Below are 19,361 nucleotides of genomic sequence, written 5' to 3'. Positions count from 1 at the left end.
CTTTTTATAAGCTTTTTCTTAGGGCGCTATTGTGCCTGAAATCGCGGCCGCTTAATAGCTGAACCTCTACTAGAGCGCATAAATACAGGTCTTTTTTAAATGAAGACTTGTGCAATTTTTACTGCTTGCGATAATTCCGCTATATAAGAAGTGATAACAGAGTGACATGCGTTTAGATAAATTTGTCTGTAAGAGTACCGAGCTTAATCGCATCCAGGCTAGCGAATGTATCGAGTGTGGTGAGGTGAGCGTTAACGGTGAGCCCATCTCAGATGTGCGGTTTCAGGTGCATGAAAACAATGTTGTGCGCTATAGGGGCCAAAGGTTATTGGCGCGGCCTTCTCGCTATATCATGCTGCATAAGCCGATACATACCTTAAGCTCTAATGTCGATGGTGATTACCCAAGCCTATTTCGCTATGTCGATATCGACAGGGTTGAGGATTTGCATATTGTGGGGCGACTCGATGCCGATACCACAGGGTTAGTCTTGTTGACCGATGATGGCCGCTGGTCGTTTGATATTATCCGGCCGGATAAAAAGTGTGAAAAAACTTACCGGGTGACGCTACGTGACCCAATCACAATTGATGGCTCGGCTGAGGTAATTGCAAGGTTTGCCCAAGGATTACAGCTACAAAACGAAAAGGCATTAACACAGCCTGCCAAACTTGAGGTGGTCACGCCCAAGGAGGTGCTACTCACTATTACCGAGGGCAAGTATCATCAGGTCAAGCGCATGTTTGCCGCGGTGGGTAATCGGGTTAACGGTTTACACCGAGAGCAAATTGGTGAGTTAAGTCTAGATCTTAAGGTCGGTGAGTGGCGTTATCTTAGCGAGGAAGAGGTTCACCAATTATCGAATCCGACGCCACAATCAAGCCTTTAACTCAATACTCGTTACTGTGATTATAATAAAAGCCCTTAACCTAAACAGGTTAAGGGCTTTTTAGTGAGCTTAATCCACCCAGTGCAGTACATCTCGGATTATCGACCAGCGAGGCTGCACTTTTTCGGCGCCTTTACCCAGCATCCAATAATCATAGATAGCCTCTTTAGTACCATCTACCTTGCGTAACCTTTGCCAATTATTGATGTAATTGAGCAGCGACTGATTGTTTTGCGCAACGGCATAGGCTACAGGGTAGCGGGATTGGTTCTCTAGCAAGGCAATGCCGTATCCAGGAAAGAACAGGGTCCAAGCTGAGCCTGCCTGAGCGCTGATCACGACCGCGTCATACTTATGTTTCTTCTGTCTAAAGAAGTCTTTATAGCCTTCAATTTTAACAAATTTGATATTGGGGGCGAAATGTTTGGCTTCCTCAATGGTATCGCTATGCTCAACATAAGCGATAGTCATATTACGCATCTCTTTAATCTTCTCATTGCTCTTGAACTCGTTGACCAGATGGTCCCTCGTCGCAATGGCTATGTTTAATTCAAGCACTGGATTGGCATAACTAAGGGCATCCATCTGCTCGATATCCATGGCGAGTCCCGACATGGCAATGTCGAAGAACCCTGCCTTTAACGATGCGGCAAGCTGGTCTTTCTTAAAGGGAATGAATTCGATTTTGACCTTTAAGTCTTCGGCAAGCTTAGTCGCCATCGCAGTATCGAAGCCGACCAAGTTCCCACTATTGTTATAGTAACTAAAAGGTACATTACTTGGGATATAACCGACTCTGAGTGTTCCCGCATCCCTGATAGCCTGCACGCCACGGTTCGGTGTTGCCGGTGTTTTCCCAAGGACCGGGAACTGGCGATTAACTTTGGTTGGCACCTTGTCGGCCACCTGCATATTGGCTATCACGCCGCTGGTGATCTCAGGACTGTGAATAAACATCCCCATACCGACACGGCAAACAATCAATGTAACCAATACGCTAGCACCTATCCCTATGCCCATCTTGATAAGTTGTGGCGGACGGAGCTTGAGTGACTTTTGAAACAGTGAAGCCGTCAGCAAGGTCAGCACAAACAAGTTCATCACCGCGGCAATAGAGTTAAATTTACCGGTAATAAACCCTGACATAACAAATAGCTGGAACAGGTCGGCGGGGAGTTTGACGAGGTCCAGCATAAAGGGAATAGCCACATACACACTGCCAAATAGTGCTAATAGGCCACTGATAGATAATGATGGAATACTGGCAATATCTACTGGCGTGCCGTTAAACCAACCCGCAAAATAGACAAACATAATCACCGTGAGCTTACCGATATTTGGGAAAGTGAAGGCGATTGGCACTAAAATCTCAATTAAGGTGGCGCCGTCTTCACACAAGTCGTCGTGCTCACGCATCACCTGCTTACACTCTTCGACAATCACAGGGATCACGATAAAGATGTTACCTGTAGCAAAGGCGGTGACTAGGCTCGACTTTGAAATTCGCAGCGCTTGAGCAAAAGTGATTGGCGTCAGTGAGGCCACAATCCAAGGCAGAACCCAGAAGGTCAGCAATAAACACAGCACAAAATAGCTGATCAAATACACCTGCATACTGGCAAACTCGTCGACCCCCATGGTCCCGGCCGCCGAAGCCGACATGGCAAAAATACCGATAGGTAGGATCTTGACTAGGCCTTGGGTGATGCGCGAGAAGATCTCTGAGCTAGTATGCATAAAGGTTAAAATTTGCTGTTTATTCTCACCCTGCATACCGATTAACGCCAGCCCCATGGCGATACTGAATACCACCATGGCGGGAACGTAGCCATCGGCCATTGATTCGAAAGGGTTCGAGGGAATATACAGCTTGAAATAATCGATAGGGGTGACTGGTTCGATACTGCTGGTACTGAAAAATGACGCCGATTCGACAACGGGAAAAGACAGTGGCATGAGAGCTATCATGACGATTGCCAGCAACCAAAGCAGTAACATGATAAGGCCTGCGCGGCTAAAGATAAGCTTAGCGGTACTCTTTTGCAGCTTGCCTATGCCCCCAACCAAGGAGACCACAATATAGGGTAGAACAGTCATCTGCATAAGCAGAATGACGCTGGTGCCTATCGTGCCCATCCAACCAACGGATTCACCGAAAAACAGACCTACAGCAAAACCGACAAACATGGCCACTAACATCTGGGTCGAGCTAGTCATAGTGAGAATTTTTTTTAGCACACAAGTCACCTAAATAGTTTGAATCCCCCTAAGAATGCGTCTTGGCCGAATGCTACTTTGCCGCAGGGGAGGGGCTGTTTGATTATAAGTTTGTAGATGGTTAACTTTAAAGTCATTTATTTAAAAAATAACCATAAAGGTTAACATTGGTGGATGGCTATCCTCCTAGTCGTTCGGCGGCCAGATCGATAAAGGCCCTGACTTTAGGCGACAGATGTTTGCGGCTTGGGTAAACCACAAAGACGTCGATATTGGCGCTAGGAAAGCTGTCAAATAGGATCTCTAACTGATCACTTTCGAGTTCACCTTGCATATAGAAGTTAGGTAAGCGAGTGATGCCATGTCCTGCAAGTGCCATTTCTAGCTGCATGTTGCCATTGTTGCAGAGGATCTTAGGCCTAATGTCTACCGAAAAGTGTTTGCCGTCATGGTCCACATAATCCCATTTGCTTGGCTGTTTATGATTGGAGTAACAGATACCATTATGTGTCTCTAGCTCTCTAGGATGATGAGGTTTTCCATGGCGTGAAATGTATTCCTTCGAGGCCACGGTATAAGCTTTGCAGCTATAGAGCTTGCGACAGATTAAACTCGATTCCTCTAGCTGTGACGATGCCCTAATTACTAAGTCATAACCATCGGCAATCACATCGGTACGCTTATCGCTTAGATCTAAATCTAAACTGACATTGGGGTAACGCTGTAGGTATTCGGAGATAATTGGCTTGAGGTGTTGCCCTGCAAAACCTACTGGGCAACTGAGTTTTAGTACTCCACGAGGGCTCACGTCATGCTGAGTGATTAAGCCTATAGCCTGCTCTGCATCGCTAATTAATTGTTGGCATTGCTGATAATAGGCATCTCCCTCAGGAGTTAGGCCTATCGAGCGAGTGGTTCTATTGAGCAGACGCACCCCGAGTCTAGCCTCCAGTTTATTGACCTCTTTGCTGACATAGGAGGTAGAGTGCCCTAAGGCCTCGGCCGCTGCGGAGAAGCCACCACTCTTAACCACTTGTACAAATATCACGATACCATCAAACAGTTTATTCATTCTTAGACCACGCTCTGATTAATAGTTATATGGAAATAGTTAATATCTTTTTAGGTTATTAATCACAATTAGCATCTAATATACACTGCTCTACATCGGGTTGTCGCTCAAAACTTAGCCTTGGTGCTAATGGTTACAGTGATAATTAAATAAAAGGTGCTGATGGGTTGCCGTCAGCATAAGCCAACAGAATAGAGAGTCCTATTATGAAACTATTAGCCTTTGCAGCAAGTAGCAGTTCTAAGTCAATTAACAAACAACTTGCGACTTATGCCGCTTCATTAGTGGACGGTGCCGACGTTGAAATCCTTGATATTAATGACTACGAAATGCCTATTTTTAGTCAAGATAGAGAGGAGGAGTTAGGCCAGCCTGAGCAGGCGCAAAAGTTCTTTGCCAAAATTGGTGAGGCCGATGCCATTATCATTTCGTTTGCCGAACATAATGGTTCATACACTGCGGCCTACAAAAACTTGTTTGACTGGACATCGCGTATCGATATGAAGGTATTCCAGAATAAGCCGATGGTATTGCTTGCGACGTCTCCAGGACCTGGTGGAGCTGCAACTGTACTCGCAGCAGCGGCAGGATCTGCGCCTTACTTTGCCGCAGATGTAAAAGCTACGCTGTCAATTCCAAGCTTCTTCGATAACTTCGATATGGAGAAGCTGCAACTGCGTAATTCAGATCTAGAAGACAAGTTGAAGACTGCGATAGCACTGTTGTAGCATCAAGTTGAAAAAGCGAATGCCGAGCATTCGCTTTTTTTGTGTTTACTGCATGCCCTCAATATTCCGCACAATCGCTCAATCCTTGCTAGGCTTTATTACGCCTTTCGATTTACAGCATCTTATTTTCTTCCCTATTACTCTTTGTTTTTGTGATTCGCTATAAATCGGATTGTTAAATAACTCATAGAAAAGGATAGATGTAATGAAAAACTCTATTTTAAAAGGCTTAGTGCTGAGTCTGGCTATCTTATTTAGTCTGACATTATCGGTACAAGCTGCGGAGGATAAGCCTGACTCATTAGCTGATGTTTGGGTGATGATCCCTAACCCTGGGCAAGAAGCTCAATTTGAGACTGCCTTTAAAAAACACATTCAATTTCGCACCGAAAAAAATGACGCCAGAGAGTGGAAAGTCTATCGTCCAACAATAGGAACAAGAATGGATCGTTATATCGTCCGATATTGCTGCACCAAATGGAACGATGTCGATGCATACCAAAAGTGGCAGTCTGATAACAAGATACTCGAGCATTGGTACGCCAACGTGGATCAGTATGTTGCGCGTTACGAGCACTTCTATACTCGGATCGATTTTGCCAATAGTCATTGGCCAGAAGAGGAAGGCTATCGCTACTTTGCTGTGACGGATTATCGCGTCAAGATGGGGCAATGGAAAGACGTTGAAGCGATGAAGAAAATACTTAGCGACAGTGCTATAGCGATGAAGTGGCCATACTCGTGGGTTTGGGGACAACGCATTGGCGGTAAAGGGGGATTAAGCTTAGTGATCCCCTATAGAAATTATGCCGAAATGACACCACCAGATAGCTCCTTTGCACAGGCGTTAGCCAAACATATGTCCAACGAGGACAAGGCTGAAGAGCTTCTTGAAGATTGGTCTGAAAACTTTAAGTCGACGACTTATACGGTTTATCGTTTAGTCGATGAGATGTCGATGAAGACTAAATAGTTCTTATCAATAATCGATCTACAAAGATAAAAGCTAACGCTATGACCACATAGTGTTAGCTTTCAATTTTTACCCTAGCTTAAGGCGTCACTTTAATGCGCTCAACATCGGTTGCTGGTGGCTCTATCATAAAGTCGAGCTGCACTTTTGCCCCTTCGAGTCCCTTCGCTGATTCTTTATAGCGCCATTGCTTAAGTGCGGTAACCGCTGACTTATCAAATATTGCCTCTGGTGATGACTCTATCACGCTAACATTACTCACAGCGCCGCTGGGACTGATGTCAAACTTCAACTGAACAAAACCGCTTTGGTGAGCCTTGGCCGCCTGAATTGGATATTTAGGTTCAACACGGGTCAAGGGATGAATGTCGTTATGCTCGTGAGCACCAGCTTGTACTTGTTGATTCAGTAGTAGGCCGCTTAGGCCGAGGCAGATAGTGAGGCCGATAATGGCTAAGCCACTTTGTCCTTTCTGAGAGGTTTTCATTTGCATTATACGCTCCTTGAGTATGTTTTTATTTCCATAGTGAGTGTGTAGCAAGCCGTGATGAGCTTGCTGGGAGTAAGCTAATAGCACTTGGCTATAACTAATCTTTTGTTGCTTGCTTAATGCACGGGTGACATGGGCATCACAGGACAACTCTTGATCGTCTCTAAAGCGTCGGTAAGCCAGCCAACAAAGAGGGTTGAACCAAAACAAGGTTAGGACTAGATAAGCCAGTAAGTTGCTGATTAGATCTCGGCGCTGATGGTGGTACTGCTCATGAGCGATTATCGAGTGCTGCTCATCATCCGATAAGCGATTAAAATTAGCCGGAAGTAAGATCTTGGCATTGCGAATACCTACCAGCATGGGCGACTGCACACTGGGGTGTTGAAATGTCGGCAGCGTAGCTTGTTGATGCTCGACAGGTTTCGCAGTACGCAATATGCGCTTTAACCCAATGGCTTGCAATAACAGTAAGCAGAACATCGAGCCCACGCCAATTAACCATATAAACAGTAATATCTCGGCATAATCTGTGCTTTTAACCGATGCGATGGCCTTACTGGCCATCACACTGTAGTGAGCCAGTTGCTCAGCTTGCACTGCGCTAAAGGGGGAGGGGAGCAGCGCCATTATCGCAGAACTGATGAGTAGTGCGGGAATGGCAAGCCACAGATGATAAGTTTTGTGAGCACCAAGGTGCTGCTGTAATAAACGGTGACTTAAGAGTAAGCCACCGCACACTAACGAGAGCAAAAGGGTCTGCTGCGCCATCCATAGCATCATGACTTGTTATCCTTCTTCCATGTATCAATTAGTTGTTGTAGCTCATCAACATCTTCAGCACTGAGCTTATTCTGCTTAGCAAATCCGGCGACTAAGGGCGCGACTTTGCCTGAGAATAAGCGTTGGATAAAAGACTCACTCTCCTTGAGTTGATATTCACTCTGGTTGATGAGCGGACTATAAAGGTAGGATCGGCCCTGCTTTTCAAAGCCAATGGCTTGCTTCTTTACTAGGCGGTTGAGTAATGTTTTTACGGTTTTCTCATGCCAGTCATTAGTGCGAGAGAGTTCAGCTATGACATCGCTGGCACTAATTGGTGAGGATTGCCACAGGATATTGAGTACACACAGCTCTGCATTACTGATCTCTTTCATTGCTTTCTCTTCGATTACGCTTGTAATTTATAATTAAGATTACAAATGTAATCACATTGTGCAAGTGATTTGTGGTGTGTTTTTTAATCTTGATTAGGTGTTGCGACATAAGTCTTTGTTAAGTAAGGGCTTAAAGGTTGCGCTTGTTCAGCGAAATGTAGAGGTATGTTTCATAAAGGTAATTATTTAGGTGTCGCTTTTACCTATGTGCAGATAGAATACCGCCCATAAAACTATCCTCAATAAGGTTTGTAAAGGTATGACTTCATACTTTCCTCACATAGCCACGGGTATGCTGAGTGCCATTTTTTTAGCTATTCCGTCTTTTGGGGTAAGCGCTGAGCCAACTAAGACGCAAGTGGCTAAAGCCCCTCAACAGTTAGCGATATTTAGCCAAACTCTTAACTTTAACTTGCCACTAGATTGGAAGTTAGCCTATTCACAGCAGCAAGGTACTATGTACTCTGCTGAGTTTGTTCCAGCATCTCAGGCGTTACATACTTGGTCATCTATGCTGTGTGTTCAGGGCTTTAAAGGCGTTGCAGAAGATGTGAGTCCACAAGCATTCCTAGAGACGATGGCGGCGGTGTATTTTGAAAGTTGCCAAGGCGAGACAGTCCTTGAAGACTTACCGAGTGAGCCGCTTAATGACCATGAAACAGCCAGTGCGATCATAGGCTGTACAAAAATGGCTAACTCTCATCTTAAGTCGGCTGAAGCGATTAGCGCTAAAGAGGTTGTCACTCAAGGAGAGATAGGGCATTACATTGCTGTAAGAGGAAAGCAGGATCTGTATTTAATCCATAAATCGATACGAGGCGAGGCCTTCACTAAGCAGAATCTGCCGATCCAAGCAGATAACCACCAAGAATTCCTGTCGACCATCACACCTCTGAGCCTATATTAAGCCTTAACCGACTTAAAAACTAAGCCTTATCAGACTGATATTTAAAGTAAATGTACTGATGTCATTTGGTGGCTGAATATTCTTCGTCTAAAATTGGGATTTTAAAATATAGTTAAGTTAGACATTTAACCGTATAGACGTCTATAATGCGCGCACTCTCAAAAGTGGCGCTTTTTTACTCTTGAGTGATAAGCATCATGCTATTAAAAAGCATGCTATTAGAAAAAATACTATTTTAGTCAACTTTATTGGTGCCTTAAGTTACAGCAGTAACTTATACCGCAAGGTAGTAAGGATAATCGGGAAGTCAGTTAGATTCTGACACTGCCCCCGCAACGGTGAATGGTGAGAGACAAGCGCGCCTTAACGGATAGGCGTTTAAAGCTTGTTCTTGAGTGTTACTTTGTAACACAGAACCTAAGTCCGGAGACCGGCCAAGCAAGTGATTTCGATGATTTCGGCGGGCAGATCTCGAAATGCGGCAATTAATGAGCAATATATAATGGCACTTGTCATTCATTGCTCGAGTCACCGTGACGTTTTTGCCCCGTTTTCCTTTAGGAGTCAAAGGTAAATGGGAACACAACCCTCTAAAATCGCACTGCTAGTTAGCAGTTTTATCAGCTTTACTGCATTCTCTGTTTCGGCCGACGATCTCGGAGCAACCTCAGCAACAATCGATGAAACGATTACCGTAACAGGTTCACGCTTTGACAGAACTGCAGATCAGCAGCTGACTGTTATCAATACGATTGAGCGCGAAGAGATTGTTCGTCTCAACCCTAAATCGGTTGCCGATGTACTAGAAACGCTTCCTGGAGTCAGTGTCTCTCGTAACGGCGGCGCGGGGCAGGCAACTTCTATTAGCGTTCGCGGTAGTAATTCAAACCATGTCCTAGTGCTAGTTGACGGGGTTAAGGTCGGCTCTGCAACTTTAGGTACAGTCAGTTTTAACACTTTATCTCCTGAGAACATTGAACGTATAGAAGTGCTTAAGGGTCCTCGTGCGTCAGTATGGGGCAGTGACGCTATCGGCGGTGTTATTCAAATATTTACTCGTGAGCTTAAAGGTGGCGAGTGGTTTGCTGGAGCTGAATACGGTAGCGACGACTATGTACGAGGCTCATTTGGCGCTGGTATGAGTCATGGCGAGGGCAGCACTACACTTGCTGTTAACCACGAACAGTCCGACGGCTATGATGTGTATAATGGCGCCGAAGCTGAGAACGATGATGATGGCTACAAGCGTAATGCACTTTCACTTAAAGGTTCGCAGCAGATTAATCAAAATTGGCAAGCACTTTGGAATGGTCAGTATGACAAGGGCAATACTCAATACGATGATATCTACGCTTCGGGTTCGGCCGATGAGTCAGATTATGAGAACTACCTTTGGAGTCTAGCTACGCAGTACAGTCGTGAACAGTTCACGAGTAAGCTAGCTGTGAGCCAGTCACAGGATTCAAATGAGAACTTCCGCGGTGATGATGCCAGTGTTGCCATCGCTGAGTTTGAAACTAAGCGCGATCAAGTTAACTGGAGCAATCAGTATTTAGCGGCAGACGATCTCACGATTACTGGCGGTATCGATTGGTCAAGAGAGCAAGTTCGAGGTGACTACGCCGAAGACCAGCGTGATCTTTTTGGCGCATACGCATTAGTACAGAAGCAATGGAGCAAGCTGCTAGCAGAAGTGGCAGTACGTTACGATGATGTAGAAAATATCGATAGCGAAACCTCATATAATGCCAGTCTTGCCTATCAGTTTAACGATCAGTGGCGCCTAGCAGCGACAACGGGTACGGCTTTTAAAGCACCAACCTTTAACGATCTCTACTGGCCAGACTCAGGCAATCCAGACTTGATCTCGGAAACCGCAGAGAGTTATGAACTTGCTTTGCATTTTAATAACCAAGATCTTCGCGCCTATATTAGCGTATTTAAAAATACTATCGATAACCTGATTGCTTGGGCTCCTACGGGTGAGCAAGACGATTACGGTTGGGATATTTGGAAGCCTGCCAATATTAATAAAGCTGAGATCAGCGGAATCGAATTGTCGGCTAACTTTGAGTTGCTTAGCCTCGAACATCAATTGGGGTATACCTACCTTGATGCAGAGAACAAGCAAACTGATGAGCAACTGATTGGTCGTAGCGAGAATGAGTTTAACTATTTATTAAGCTACACTTGGCAGCAATTTGACCTGTTGGCTAACTATCATTACCAAGGTAAACGTTATGCTGGTTATGAGCAGTACTTAGATGCCTATCATAAGTTGGATTTGAGTCTTGGTTACCAAATTGATGACGTGTGGAGCTTACGCTTAAAGGCGAATAACCTGTTTGATGAAGAGATCATTTCCGATCAAAACTACTTTAGTCCAGGAAGAGAGTTATTCTTTAGCGTTAGTTACCAAGCGTTTTAATCATCGCTGAGGTATCGCGATTGCTACAACAAAGCCAGACATAGCGTCTGGCTTTTTTATGCTATAAATAGGCAAACTTAAACATAAACTTAAACATGGGCATAGCAATGAAATACTTGTCGATACTGAGGCCATTTAGTCGCTCTCTCATCATCTTGTTACTGCTGTTATTAAAGGCTTGCTCGGGCGCCAGTATTCCAGCTTTGTCCGAAAACGCACGAGTGTTAGCCTTTGGTGACAGCCTGACCTATGGTGTTGGTGCGAGTAAGGGGCAAGATTATCCGAGCCAACTTGCAGGAATAAGTGGCTTTGAAGTGATCAATGCTGGGGTGTCAGGCGAAACAACATCGGGGGGGAAAAAGCGCTTAGCTCAGTTACTCGCTCGTCATGATCCTGAGCTGTTAATCTTACTTGAGGGCGGTAATGACTTTCTGCGTAATCAACCGCTAGCAACGACTAAAGCTAACTTAGCGCAGATGATTGAGACAGCGCAGGCAAAGCAGATCCCCATTTTGCTGGTGGCCGTGCCGCAAAAGAGCTTATTCCTTTCCCCCTCACCGATTTATGCGGAATTAGCCGAGCAATATCAACTTGTCCTTGTCGAAGATATCTTGAGTAGTCTATTGAGAAGCCCGAGTAAAAAGTCTGATGCTATACACCTAAACGATGAGGGGTATTCTGCGTTGGCTGAGGCGATTTATCAGGCGATATAGTCATTGCTAATCAGTATAAAGACTTGTTCGCCATCTGGAGATGGCCGAGTTCTGCGTTGAATAATTTCACCAGAGAATAGCTATTCTTTCGTTTGCTCGCCTTGAATCAGTTTGCCCAAAAACGTTCTGAGTAAATCTGCTTCTTATACTGATTGCTATAGCAGCTTATGTTAGTGGATTATTCCTGTGGAAAACGCTCTGAGTGAAGTAAAAGGCCTCAGTCTGGTTGCGGATTGCTAGTTCAATCACACATTTCATCAGCTGGTGTAAATTAATACGCCATAAATAGGAGAAACTTGTTAAGGTAATGCTTTATACCAATCAGTATAAAGATTTGCTCAGAGCGTTTTTGGCTGCCGATTTCTGCGTTAAACAGCTTCATAAGGGAATAACCATTCTTTCCACTATTCGCCTTGAATTAGTTTGCCAAAAATGCTCTGAGTAGGGCAAATTCTTACACTGATTGGTATTATATGACTTGACCTTTGACGTCATATTATGGGTTAATTTAACCAAAACAAATGTACATATAATCAATCTACTTATAGATGTCACCCCAGCAGTATGAAGTAGTTTGCGATAATGATTAGAAGAATAAGGTTTAACGTTTCACATGACAGATCTTGAGCAGCAAGTATTTACTCAAGTACGTGCCATTATCAGCAATGAAGAGCAGGTAATTGGACGTCGAGGGATCCTTATCCCATTGAAAAAAGCTATTATTGCAGACGGTGATATTCGCAATGTCATTGATATCGTTTCGTCTGATCCTGCGTTATCTGCTCACCTACTATGGCGAAGTAATAGTGCTGATCACGCAACGGCTCAGTCGAGTAAGAATCGTTCCTTAAAAGACGCCTTAGTGCGCTTGGGCCAAGTTAATATTTATCGTTATGCTTTTACTTTTTACCTGAAAGAGCGTTTAGACGAGCTCAATGAACCGTACAAGAAACTCGTTCACGGTTACTGGGCAATGACAGAAGCGATTGCAGTAGATGCCGTCGATCAGTTATATCAAATGGATAGCGTACAGATTAATCCTGATGAAGTGCAAACATTGGCTCTGTTTAGCGTGTTCGGTGACATCATCGCACTGACCGCATTTGCCTATTTAAATTCGGAGTTAGTCGAGCCTTATCCGTTAAGCTTGCTTAAGTCTGTGATTGAAGATCAGCAGCAAACATTGACCCTAGAAGCCTTTGAATCATTAGGATTAGACGATGATCTAAGTGGTGAGTTTATGATTGCTCATAATTTACGACAAACACATAATGCTAATTCTCCAGGCCTAGTATTGAGACGGGTACTAACCAAGAGAAATTTATTGCTTAAGGCAATATAGAAACCAAAAAAGCCTGCATCATGCAGGCTTTTTGTTACGCTAACCAATTAATTAAGCTTCTGTTTTGCTAGGCCTTCTTTAGCGACTAACTCTAACCAATGTTGAGCTAAACGTGCATTCGCACCGTTACGACGGTATGCACCAAAGAGAGGACGCTTAAGCCCTTCAGGACCCAGTTTGACACTAGTAAGGCTAAGACCATGGGCCTCACTAATCGACCAGCTCGGTAAAGCGGCCACACCATCTTTACAGGCAATTCGTTGCAGCAGCATCATGGTTAAATCACACTTTACTTGTGGACCCGGCTGAATGCCGGCAGGCTCTAAAAAGTGGCGATATATATCTAAGCGTTCGAGCGCAACTGGGTAGCTTAAAATCGATAAATTCTCTAACTGTTTCGGTGTGACATACTCTTGCTGAGCCAGAGGATGGTCACTGGCTACCACTAATCTCACTTCAAAATCAAACAAATGCTGGTAGGCAATTGACTGACCAGGCACTGGGTCTGAGCTCAGTACAACATCGAGATCACCTTGCTCTAGCGCGTTCAGCGAGTCGAACAAATGACGGCTGGATAGATCGAGATTGGCCTGAGGGTATTGTTTTCTAAACTCCTCCATCACTGGCATTAACCAGCGGAAACAGCTGTGGCATTCGATGCCAACACCTAAGTGATTATCGCCATCTTCTAAACCTTTCTTTAGGTCAAACTCTGTTTCGATCACCTTCGGCAGAATATCTTCAGCAAGGTTGAGTAATCTCGCGCCTTCTTGAGTGAAAGAGAGAGGCTTACTCTTGCGTACAAAAATAGCAGAGTTGATACGCGTCTCTAACTCCTTGATCTGATGCGAGAGTGCTGACTGAGTGACGAAGCGTTTTTTTGCTGCCCCAGCGAGGCTGCCGCTTTCCTTTAGGGCAACTAATGTACGTAAATGTCTAAGCTCTATCATTTTATCCTCACATGACGTTTTCTCATGTTGCGCTTGAATTCGTTTCGATTGCGAATACATAGGCTAACACAATAAACTTCTAGACGTCCAGACGCCCGTTGTTATGTTTAGTTATATGAAATTCAGACGGGCGTTAACTCTGAATTTTCCTCATCTTAACATCAAAAGGTATACAATATGCAATTAAATAGTTTGGGTTTTCCACGCATAGGACGTTTTCGTGAATTAAAGTTTGCCTTAGAGAAATATTGGCGTGGCGAAATAGAACAGTCTCAATTGCTTGATATTGCGAGAGATTTACGTAAGTCACACTGGCAGTGGCAGGCTGATGCCGGGGTGGAATTATTACCTGTTGGTGATTTTGCTTTTTATGATCAAGTATTAACATTGAGTGCGACCTTAGGAGCCATTCCTGAGCGTCACCGTGGAGATAGCAACATAGATATCGACACACTGTTTCGTGTCGGGCGTGGCAGAGCACCAACAGGTAATGACGCTCCAGCAGCTGAAATGACTAAGTTTTTTAACACTAACTACCACTATATTGTGCCAGAGCTGACTGCGGATCAAAGCTTTGATATTGGCTATGAGCAGCTATTTGATGAGGTGAGCGAGGTACAAGCTCTTGGCTATCAAGCTAAGCCAGTCATTCTCGGTCCGGTATCATTTTTATATCTGTCTAAATCGGTCGGTTCAGATTTTGATCGGCTGAGTTTGTTGCCGCAGCTTATCGAGGCATATCAGCAAATATTGGCTCGATTTAAAAGCCAAGGTGTTGAATGGATCCAGCTTGATGAGCCCGTGCTTGCATTGGAGCTTGAAGGTGATTGGCAAGCTGCGATAACTCAAGCCTATGCTGCTCTCTCTAAAGGAGATTTAAAAGTATTATTGGCCAGCTACTATGGCAGCATTGCTCATCATTATCAGTTGGTGTCCGGCTTGCCAGTGGCTGGCTTGCATTTAGATTTAGTGACCGCGCCGGAGCAATTGGCTAAATTTGTGGCAACATTAGGGCAAGAGCAAATATTATCTGCCGGTGTGATTAATGGTCGTAATGTGTGGGCGGCAGAGCTTGATAATATTGCAGAGCAGCTCAGCTGTGTCGCTCGCGATCTGAAGCAACGTTTATGGTTATCACCGTCATGTTCATTGCTGCATAGTCCGGTTGATTTAGAAGTGGAAACCGAGCTTGCACCAGCGCTTAAACTGCAACTGTCTTTTGCCAAACAGAAACTCACCGAGCTTAATAAGCTTAAAGTGTTATTAACCGAGACTAATTCGCCAGAAGCTAATGCCATTGTTAGCGAGTGCCAAGTAAGGCGTGATGCCCGTGCAGAAGCTGCTAATCAAGATGTGATTGCCCGCGTTGATGCACTCATCGAGCAAGATTACCAACGTGACGATGTGTTCTCTGTAAGACAAACTGTGCAGCGAGCTAAGTATCGATTGCCCTTACTACCAACCACTACCATAGGGAGTTTTCCGCAAACTCCAGCTATTCGCGGCCTACGTAGCCGCTGGCGTAAAGGGGAGATAAGCCTTGAGCAATATAACGAGCAGCTTCGCCAAGTGACTAGAGACAGTATTGAGCGCCAATTAAAGCTGGGTATCGATGTACTCGTTCATGGTGAAGCTGAGCGTAACGACATGGTGGAATACTTTGGCGAGCAGCTTGAAGGTGTTGGCTTTACTCAGTTTGGTTGGGTACAAAGTTATGGTTCACGCTGCGTTAAGCCACCGCTTATCTATGGTGATGTGTCACGACCAACCGCAATGACAGTGGAGTGGGCTGAGTTCGCCCAGAGCCTCACCGACAAACCAGTTAAAGGCATGCTGACCGGTCCTGTTACCATTTTACATTGGTCGTTTGCCCGTGAAGATATCAGCCGCGAGCAGATAGCAACTCAAATCGGCCTCGCTATTCGAGATGAGGTGGTCGAGTTGCAAGATGCGGGTATTGGTATTATTCAAATTGATGAGCCGGCATTTCGTGAAGGGTTGCCGCTGAAGAAGAGTGATTGGCAGCATTATCTTAACTGGGCGGTCAATGCCTTTAAGTTAAGTGCTGCGGGCGTGACTAACGAAACGCAGATCCACACTCATATGTGTTATAGCGAATTCAACGAAACCATAGCGGCGATTGCGGCGATGGACGCCGATGTGATCACCATTGAGACATCACGTTCAAGAATGGAGTTGCTCAACGCCTTTGAAGATTTTAATTATCCTAATGAAATAGGCCCAGGTGTTTACGACATTCATTCACCGAACACGCCAACGGTCGATGAGATTGTTAGCTTGATGCAAAAAGCGGCCAGTAAAGTACCCGTTGATCAGCTTTGGATTAACCCCGATTGTGGTCTTAAGACCCGTACCTGGGATGAAGTTGAGCCCGCTTTAGTTAACTTAGTTGAGGCGACTAAGATATTACGCCGTAACCTAGGGTAGTATTTGTTGAACATAGGCAGCTAATGCTCTGTGGCTATCATAAGTTACTGAGCGAAAATCGCGCTTCAATCTTCAGGTTTACAGCGGCATTAAGCCGAGCGTTAACTGTAAGCACTGAGAAAGACTGATTTAACTTGGCATAACCCTGTAACAGAGCGATTTATTAAGGCGGTGTGCTATCAGACGATGGTGCATCGCTTTTTTATGGACTCTATGGTAAAGATTTACTTATGACGCAGAGTGTATGTGATTAATTTAATCATTAACTTTAGCAATAAACTGAAGCAATGAACTATTTTATGAAATATCCGGTCATATAAGTTTCCTATCTCAATTTGTCGCGCGGTGCTGTTTCCCTTTGCGATAGTATTTACCTGATAAGCTAAGTGAACAAAGAGTGAAGAGACGAATGACAATAAAGAAACAGACGATAAAACAGCGCGTCTCCTACTGGCTAAAGCAGCTGCTGATTTTAATTGTTATGTTCAGTGCTATAGCCTGGGTTGTAGATCAATGGCGTAGCCGTGATGTTGAAGTCAATAACTTTCCATCAATATCAGGTCTCTCTTTAACTGGAGAGGCTATCGACGTGACAGTGCTCAGTGCCGAAGAGCCTGTATTGGTATATTTTTGGGGAACTTGGTGCCCAGTTTGTCGTTCGGTGAGCCCATCGGTCGAATCAATTGCAAATTTTTACCCTGTGGTGAGTGTGGCAATTGCATCGGGTTCGAATAGCGAAATTAATGATTACATGCAGGAGCATGGTTATCATTTTCCTGTGATAAATGATGCGGATAACCGTAGCGCGAGCGATTGGTCTGTACATGTAACACCGACACTCATCATTATTAAGGAGGGGAGGTTGCAGTCATATACAAGCGGTTTTACCAGCTTGCCAGGGATCTGGTGGCGCATGTGGTTGGCTTCCTAATCTGCTTGTCAATTTACACTTTCTAGCTCGTGGCTTTGGCAAGGGATTGCACTAAATAGTCGATAAAGGCGCGGATGACTGGCCGCATGTGTTTACCGCCACTATAGAGCGCATAGATATCCCCACTGGATTGCTCTGATAATGAGGGCGACCAGTCGGACAGGCAGCGTACTAAGCTGCCATCTTGGATTAAGTCGTCCATCATCCAACTCGACAGTTGCACTATGCCGCCGTGATGTATCGCCGCTTCTAGAATTGGCGTCCCACCTCTGGAAGTCAGGTTACCTTGCACCGGGACTTTCTTATATTGTTTACCTTTTCGGAAATGCCAATAGGTACGCTGTCTGTCACGGTCGAGTAATAGGCAGTTATGTTGTTGCAGCTCTTCAGGCTTCTTAGGTGTGCCATATTGAGCCAAGTATTTAGCGCTCGCGCAGAGCGAGGTTTGGTTCTTCATCAGCATTCTTGCGTTTAGACTCGAATCTTGTGCACTGCCAATGCGAATGGCGATATCCACATTCTCAGAGTGCAAATCTACCAGTTGATTATCTAAGTCTATTTCAATCTTCACCTTAGGATACAGGGCTAAAAAACCAGGCAGTAGAGGGCAAATTTTTACCCGACCAAAACCTTCAAATACTGAAATCCTTAATATGCCCTCGGGCTGAGAATCCTGCTTTGAAAGTGATATTTTCAGTGCGTCTTCATCATTAACAAGCTTGCGTGCCCCCTCCAAGAAAAGTTCACCGGCCTTAGTGAGCAATAGTTGCCGAGTGCTGCGCTTGAGTAACACAGCATTAAAGTCTTGCTCAAGGTTATCGATATTACGGGCAACACTTGAGGGCGCCATATTGAGTACCCCGGCAGCTTTGGAGAAGCTTCCGAGTTCAACCACTTTGATAAAGATCCGCATCGCACTTAACATGAGTTGTCTCAATCTACTTTTGCGTTTTATGCAAAGGTAAAGCAGTTTTTGCGCGTATTCCAGCTTTTTTGTATCTGTGGATAATAGGTGTTGTTCCATTAATCGATTCAATTAACAAGGTACAAGAGATGACTCAATCAACTAATCAACACCTTTCAATTACTGCGCCGCTCGAGAGTGCTGAAATCGCCAGTGGCGTGATGAGCTGTATGCTAAAAACAGAAAACTATGTCAATAGTTGTGGGATAGAGCATGCTTTACTCGAGCTTATTCGTTACCGTGTATCGTTAATTAATGGTTGTGCCTACTGCATCGATATGCACTTTAAAGAGGCTCTTGCCGCAGGCGAAACCGCTCAGAGAATGGCGTCACTGTCTATCTGGCGTGAAGCGCCTTACTACACTCAGAAAGAGCGTGTGGTATTAAATTGGGCCGAGGCGCTCACAGATCTTCCCCATGCTGGCGTAACCCATGAAGAAACGCGTCTGCTAGAGGCGACAATAGCCCTTAAGGACTACTTCTCTAGTAAAGAGATAAGCGAGCTGACACTGGCTGTTATCCAAATTAATGCTTGGAACCGCTTGGCTAAAACATTCGACTTTGGTGTGGGTAGCTTCGAAGTAAGCAACTAATACGGGTCACATAATTATTGTGATTGGATAACGAAAGGAAAGAGCTCTTGCTGTGGCCAGAGGGTCACCAAGCGCCTTTAGGATTGGAATGGCTAGCCATGCACCATTGTTGCATGGTTCGTATTCAAGTTTACTGCAGGTGTTTAAGTCTAAGAACTCGATCTAAATGTAAGTGCTAAGTATAAGGGGTCGGTATAGGTGCTCACCTGCATGGGGGGCACGCCAGTGTCGGCTTTAAAAGTTAACGGCAAAAATATCTGGCTCACACTGACTAACACTGATGTTGTTCTATACTGATTAAGGTCATTACCTTAATTAGTGTTGGAGTCAACATGAGCCATACCTACAAGATTATCGAACTAGCAGGATCGTCTCCAATTAGCTCAGATGAAGCCATAAAAAATGCCATTGCTACAGCAAATGAATCATTGAAGCATCTTAGATGGTTTCAGGTAGTAGAAACGCGAGGACATTTAGAAGAAGGTATGGTTGCTCATTGGCAAGTGACAATCAAAGTGGGCTTCACCTTAGATCCTAAAGCATAAGTTGGCACAGCTGC

17 protein-coding genes and 1 riboswitch are annotated in these 19,361 nt (G+C 44.7%); of the genes, 11 read left to right on the top strand and 6 right to left on the bottom strand.

The features are described 5' to 3' along the window. The first annotated feature begins 166 nt into the window (after positions 1–166). Positions 167–889 carry a pseudouridine synthase gene (locus Q1A86_RS15915; RefSeq protein ID WP_299808474.1) on the top strand — a complete coding sequence of 241 codons (723 nt, stop codon included), beginning with the start codon at positions 167–169 and terminating at the stop codon, positions 887–889. A 69-nt stretch (positions 890–958) separates the two neighbouring features. On the opposite strand, the gene Q1A86_RS15910 is transcribed toward Q1A86_RS15915, so the two are convergent. Both Q1A86_RS15910 and Q1A86_RS15905 read right to left on the bottom strand, forming a co-directional pair. Beyond that, the gene (locus Q1A86_RS15910) at positions 959–3,127 is read right to left on the bottom strand and encodes a cation:dicarboxylase symporter family transporter (RefSeq protein WP_299808472.1); all 2,169 of its coding nucleotides are present in this window, start codon (positions 3,125–3,127) and stop codon (positions 959–961) included. 157 nt (positions 3,128–3,284) lie between these two features. Beyond that, a complete protein-coding gene (locus Q1A86_RS15905; RefSeq protein ID WP_299808468.1) occupies positions 3,285–4,178 on the bottom strand; it encodes a LysR family transcriptional regulator in 894 nt (297 codons plus the stop codon). A 206-nt stretch (positions 4,179–4,384) separates the two neighbouring features. Here Q1A86_RS15905 and Q1A86_RS15900 point away from each other — a divergent pair, with 206 nt between their 5' ends. Next, a complete protein-coding gene (locus Q1A86_RS15900) occupies positions 4,385–4,906 on the top strand; it encodes an NADPH-dependent FMN reductase (protein ID WP_299808465.1) in 522 nt (173 codons plus the stop codon). Between the two features lie 205 nt (positions 4,907–5,111). Next, complete coding sequence (locus Q1A86_RS15895; RefSeq protein ID WP_299808462.1) at positions 5,112–5,879, top strand: hypothetical protein; 768 nt, start codon at positions 5,112–5,114, stop codon at positions 5,877–5,879. 79 nt (positions 5,880–5,958) lie between these two features. On the opposite strand, the gene Q1A86_RS15890 is transcribed toward Q1A86_RS15895, so the two are convergent. Both Q1A86_RS15890 and Q1A86_RS15885 read right to left on the bottom strand, forming a co-directional pair. Continuing rightward, complete coding sequence (locus Q1A86_RS15890) at positions 5,959–7,152, bottom strand: M56 family metallopeptidase (RefSeq protein ID WP_299808459.1); 1,194 nt, start codon at positions 7,150–7,152, stop codon at positions 5,959–5,961. Further along, positions 7,149–7,526 (bottom strand): BlaI/MecI/CopY family transcriptional regulator, encoded by a 378-nt coding sequence (locus Q1A86_RS15885; RefSeq protein WP_299808456.1) that lies wholly within the window; start codon positions 7,524–7,526, stop codon positions 7,149–7,151. Before Q1A86_RS15885 ends, Q1A86_RS15890 begins: the two co-directional genes overlap by 4 nt. Positions 7,527–7,785: 259 nt before the next feature. Between Q1A86_RS15885 and Q1A86_RS15880 the strand changes: the two genes are divergently transcribed. The 4 genes from Q1A86_RS15880 (at position 7,786) to Q1A86_RS15865 (ending at position 12,916) form a co-directional block, all read left to right on the top strand. Then, the gene (locus Q1A86_RS15880) at positions 7,786–8,433 is read left to right on the top strand and encodes a hypothetical protein (protein WP_299808453.1); all 648 of its coding nucleotides are present in this window, start codon (positions 7,786–7,788) and stop codon (positions 8,431–8,433) included. A 232-nt stretch (positions 8,434–8,665) separates the two neighbouring features. After that, positions 8,666–8,887: riboswitch (cobalamin riboswitch) on the top strand. Between the two features lie 120 nt (positions 8,888–9,007). Further along, a complete protein-coding gene (locus tag Q1A86_RS15875; protein WP_299808451.1) occupies positions 9,008–10,861 on the top strand; it encodes a TonB-dependent receptor in 1,854 nt (617 codons plus the stop codon). Positions 10,862–10,968: 107 nt separating this feature from the next. Then, entirely contained in the window at positions 10,969–11,574 is a 606-nt protein-coding gene (locus Q1A86_RS15870) for an arylesterase (protein ID WP_299808448.1), read from the top strand. Between the two features lie 613 nt (positions 11,575–12,187). Beyond that, complete coding sequence (locus tag Q1A86_RS15865) at positions 12,188–12,916, top strand: HDOD domain-containing protein (protein ID WP_299808445.1); 729 nt, start codon at positions 12,188–12,190, stop codon at positions 12,914–12,916. 47 nt (positions 12,917–12,963) lie between these two features. Here the strand turns inward: Q1A86_RS15865 and Q1A86_RS15860 are convergent, their stop codons facing one another. Then, positions 12,964–13,866: a LysR family transcriptional regulator gene (locus tag Q1A86_RS15860; RefSeq protein ID WP_299808443.1), complete on the bottom strand. Its 903-nt coding sequence runs from the start codon at positions 13,864–13,866 to the stop codon at positions 12,964–12,966. A 177-nt stretch (positions 13,867–14,043) separates the two neighbouring features. On the opposite strand from Q1A86_RS15860, the gene metE reads away from it, so the two are divergent. Both metE and Q1A86_RS15850 read left to right on the top strand, forming a co-directional pair. Continuing rightward, positions 14,044–16,314 (top strand): 5-methyltetrahydropteroyltriglutamate--homocysteine S-methyltransferase, encoded by a 2,271-nt coding sequence (gene metE, locus Q1A86_RS15855; RefSeq protein ID WP_299808441.1) that lies wholly within the window; start codon positions 14,044–14,046, stop codon positions 16,312–16,314. A 409-nt stretch (positions 16,315–16,723) separates the two neighbouring features. Then, the gene (locus Q1A86_RS15850) at positions 16,724–17,245 is read left to right on the top strand and encodes a protein disulfide oxidoreductase (RefSeq protein WP_299808438.1); all 522 of its coding nucleotides are present in this window, start codon (positions 16,724–16,726) and stop codon (positions 17,243–17,245) included. Between the two features lie 22 nt (positions 17,246–17,267). Here the strand turns inward: Q1A86_RS15850 and Q1A86_RS15845 are convergent, their stop codons facing one another. Beyond that, complete coding sequence (locus Q1A86_RS15845; RefSeq protein ID WP_299808435.1) at positions 17,268–18,170, bottom strand: LysR family transcriptional regulator; 903 nt, start codon at positions 18,168–18,170, stop codon at positions 17,268–17,270. 128 nt (positions 18,171–18,298) lie between these two features. Here Q1A86_RS15845 and Q1A86_RS15840 point away from each other — a divergent pair, with 128 nt between their 5' ends. Both Q1A86_RS15840 and Q1A86_RS15835 read left to right on the top strand, forming a co-directional pair. Beyond that, a complete protein-coding gene (locus tag Q1A86_RS15840) occupies positions 18,299–18,802 on the top strand; it encodes a carboxymuconolactone decarboxylase family protein (RefSeq protein WP_299808432.1) in 504 nt (167 codons plus the stop codon). 332 nt (positions 18,803–19,134) lie between these two features. Beyond that, positions 19,135–19,347 (top strand): dodecin, encoded by a 213-nt coding sequence (locus Q1A86_RS15835; RefSeq protein WP_012156412.1) that lies wholly within the window; start codon positions 19,135–19,137, stop codon positions 19,345–19,347. Positions 19,348–19,361: the final 14 nt, after the last annotated feature.

This window comes from uncultured Shewanella sp. (genome assembly GCF_947497935.1).
Classification (GTDB): domain Bacteria; phylum Pseudomonadota; class Gammaproteobacteria; order Enterobacterales; family Shewanellaceae; genus Shewanella.
The sequence above is the reverse complement of the archived record's forward strand: the minus strand, read 5'-3'. Positions and strand labels throughout refer to the sequence as shown.

Excerpts from the sequence above, each read along its gene's own strand:
- Q1A86_RS15905 (WP_299808468.1), bottom strand. The coding sequence starts at position 4,178 with ATGAATAAACTGTTTGATGGTATCGTGATATTTGTACAAGTGGTTAAG.
- Q1A86_RS15895 (WP_299808462.1), top strand. The coding sequence starts at position 5,112 with ATGAAAAACTCTATTTTAAAAGGCTTAGTGCTGAGTCTGGCTATCTTA.
- Q1A86_RS15915 (WP_299808474.1), top strand. The coding sequence starts at position 167 with ATGCGTTTAGATAAATTTGTCTGTAAGAGTACCGAGCTTAATCGCATC.
- Q1A86_RS15880 (WP_299808453.1), top strand. The coding sequence starts at position 7,786 with ATGACTTCATACTTTCCTCACATAGCCACGGGTATGCTGAGTGCCATT.
- Q1A86_RS15860 (WP_299808443.1), bottom strand. The coding sequence starts at position 13,866 with ATGATAGAGCTTAGACATTTACGTACATTAGTTGCCCTAAAGGAAAGC.
- Q1A86_RS15900 (WP_299808465.1), top strand. The coding sequence starts at position 4,385 with ATGAAACTATTAGCCTTTGCAGCAAGTAGCAGTTCTAAGTCAATTAAC.
- Q1A86_RS15885 (WP_299808456.1), bottom strand. The coding sequence starts at position 7,526 with ATGAAAGAGATCAGTAATGCAGAGCTGTGTGTACTCAATATCCTGTGG.
- Q1A86_RS15850 (WP_299808438.1), top strand. The coding sequence starts at position 16,724 with ATGACAATAAAGAAACAGACGATAAAACAGCGCGTCTCCTACTGGCTA.
- Q1A86_RS15840 (WP_299808432.1), top strand. The coding sequence starts at position 18,299 with ATGACTCAATCAACTAATCAACACCTTTCAATTACTGCGCCGCTCGAG.
- Q1A86_RS15890 (WP_299808459.1), bottom strand. The coding sequence starts at position 7,152 with ATGATGCTATGGATGGCGCAGCAGACCCTTTTGCTCTCGTTAGTGTGC.
- metE (WP_299808441.1), top strand. The coding sequence starts at position 14,044 with ATGCAATTAAATAGTTTGGGTTTTCCACGCATAGGACGTTTTCGTGAA.
- Q1A86_RS15845 (WP_299808435.1), bottom strand. The coding sequence starts at position 18,170 with ATGTTAAGTGCGATGCGGATCTTTATCAAAGTGGTTGAACTCGGAAGC.
- Q1A86_RS15835 (WP_012156412.1), top strand. The coding sequence starts at position 19,135 with ATGAGCCATACCTACAAGATTATCGAACTAGCAGGATCGTCTCCAATT.
- Q1A86_RS15865 (WP_299808445.1), top strand. The coding sequence starts at position 12,188 with ATGACAGATCTTGAGCAGCAAGTATTTACTCAAGTACGTGCCATTATC.
- Q1A86_RS15875 (WP_299808451.1), top strand. The coding sequence starts at position 9,008 with ATGGGAACACAACCCTCTAAAATCGCACTGCTAGTTAGCAGTTTTATC.
- Q1A86_RS15870 (WP_299808448.1), top strand. The coding sequence starts at position 10,969 with ATGAAATACTTGTCGATACTGAGGCCATTTAGTCGCTCTCTCATCATC.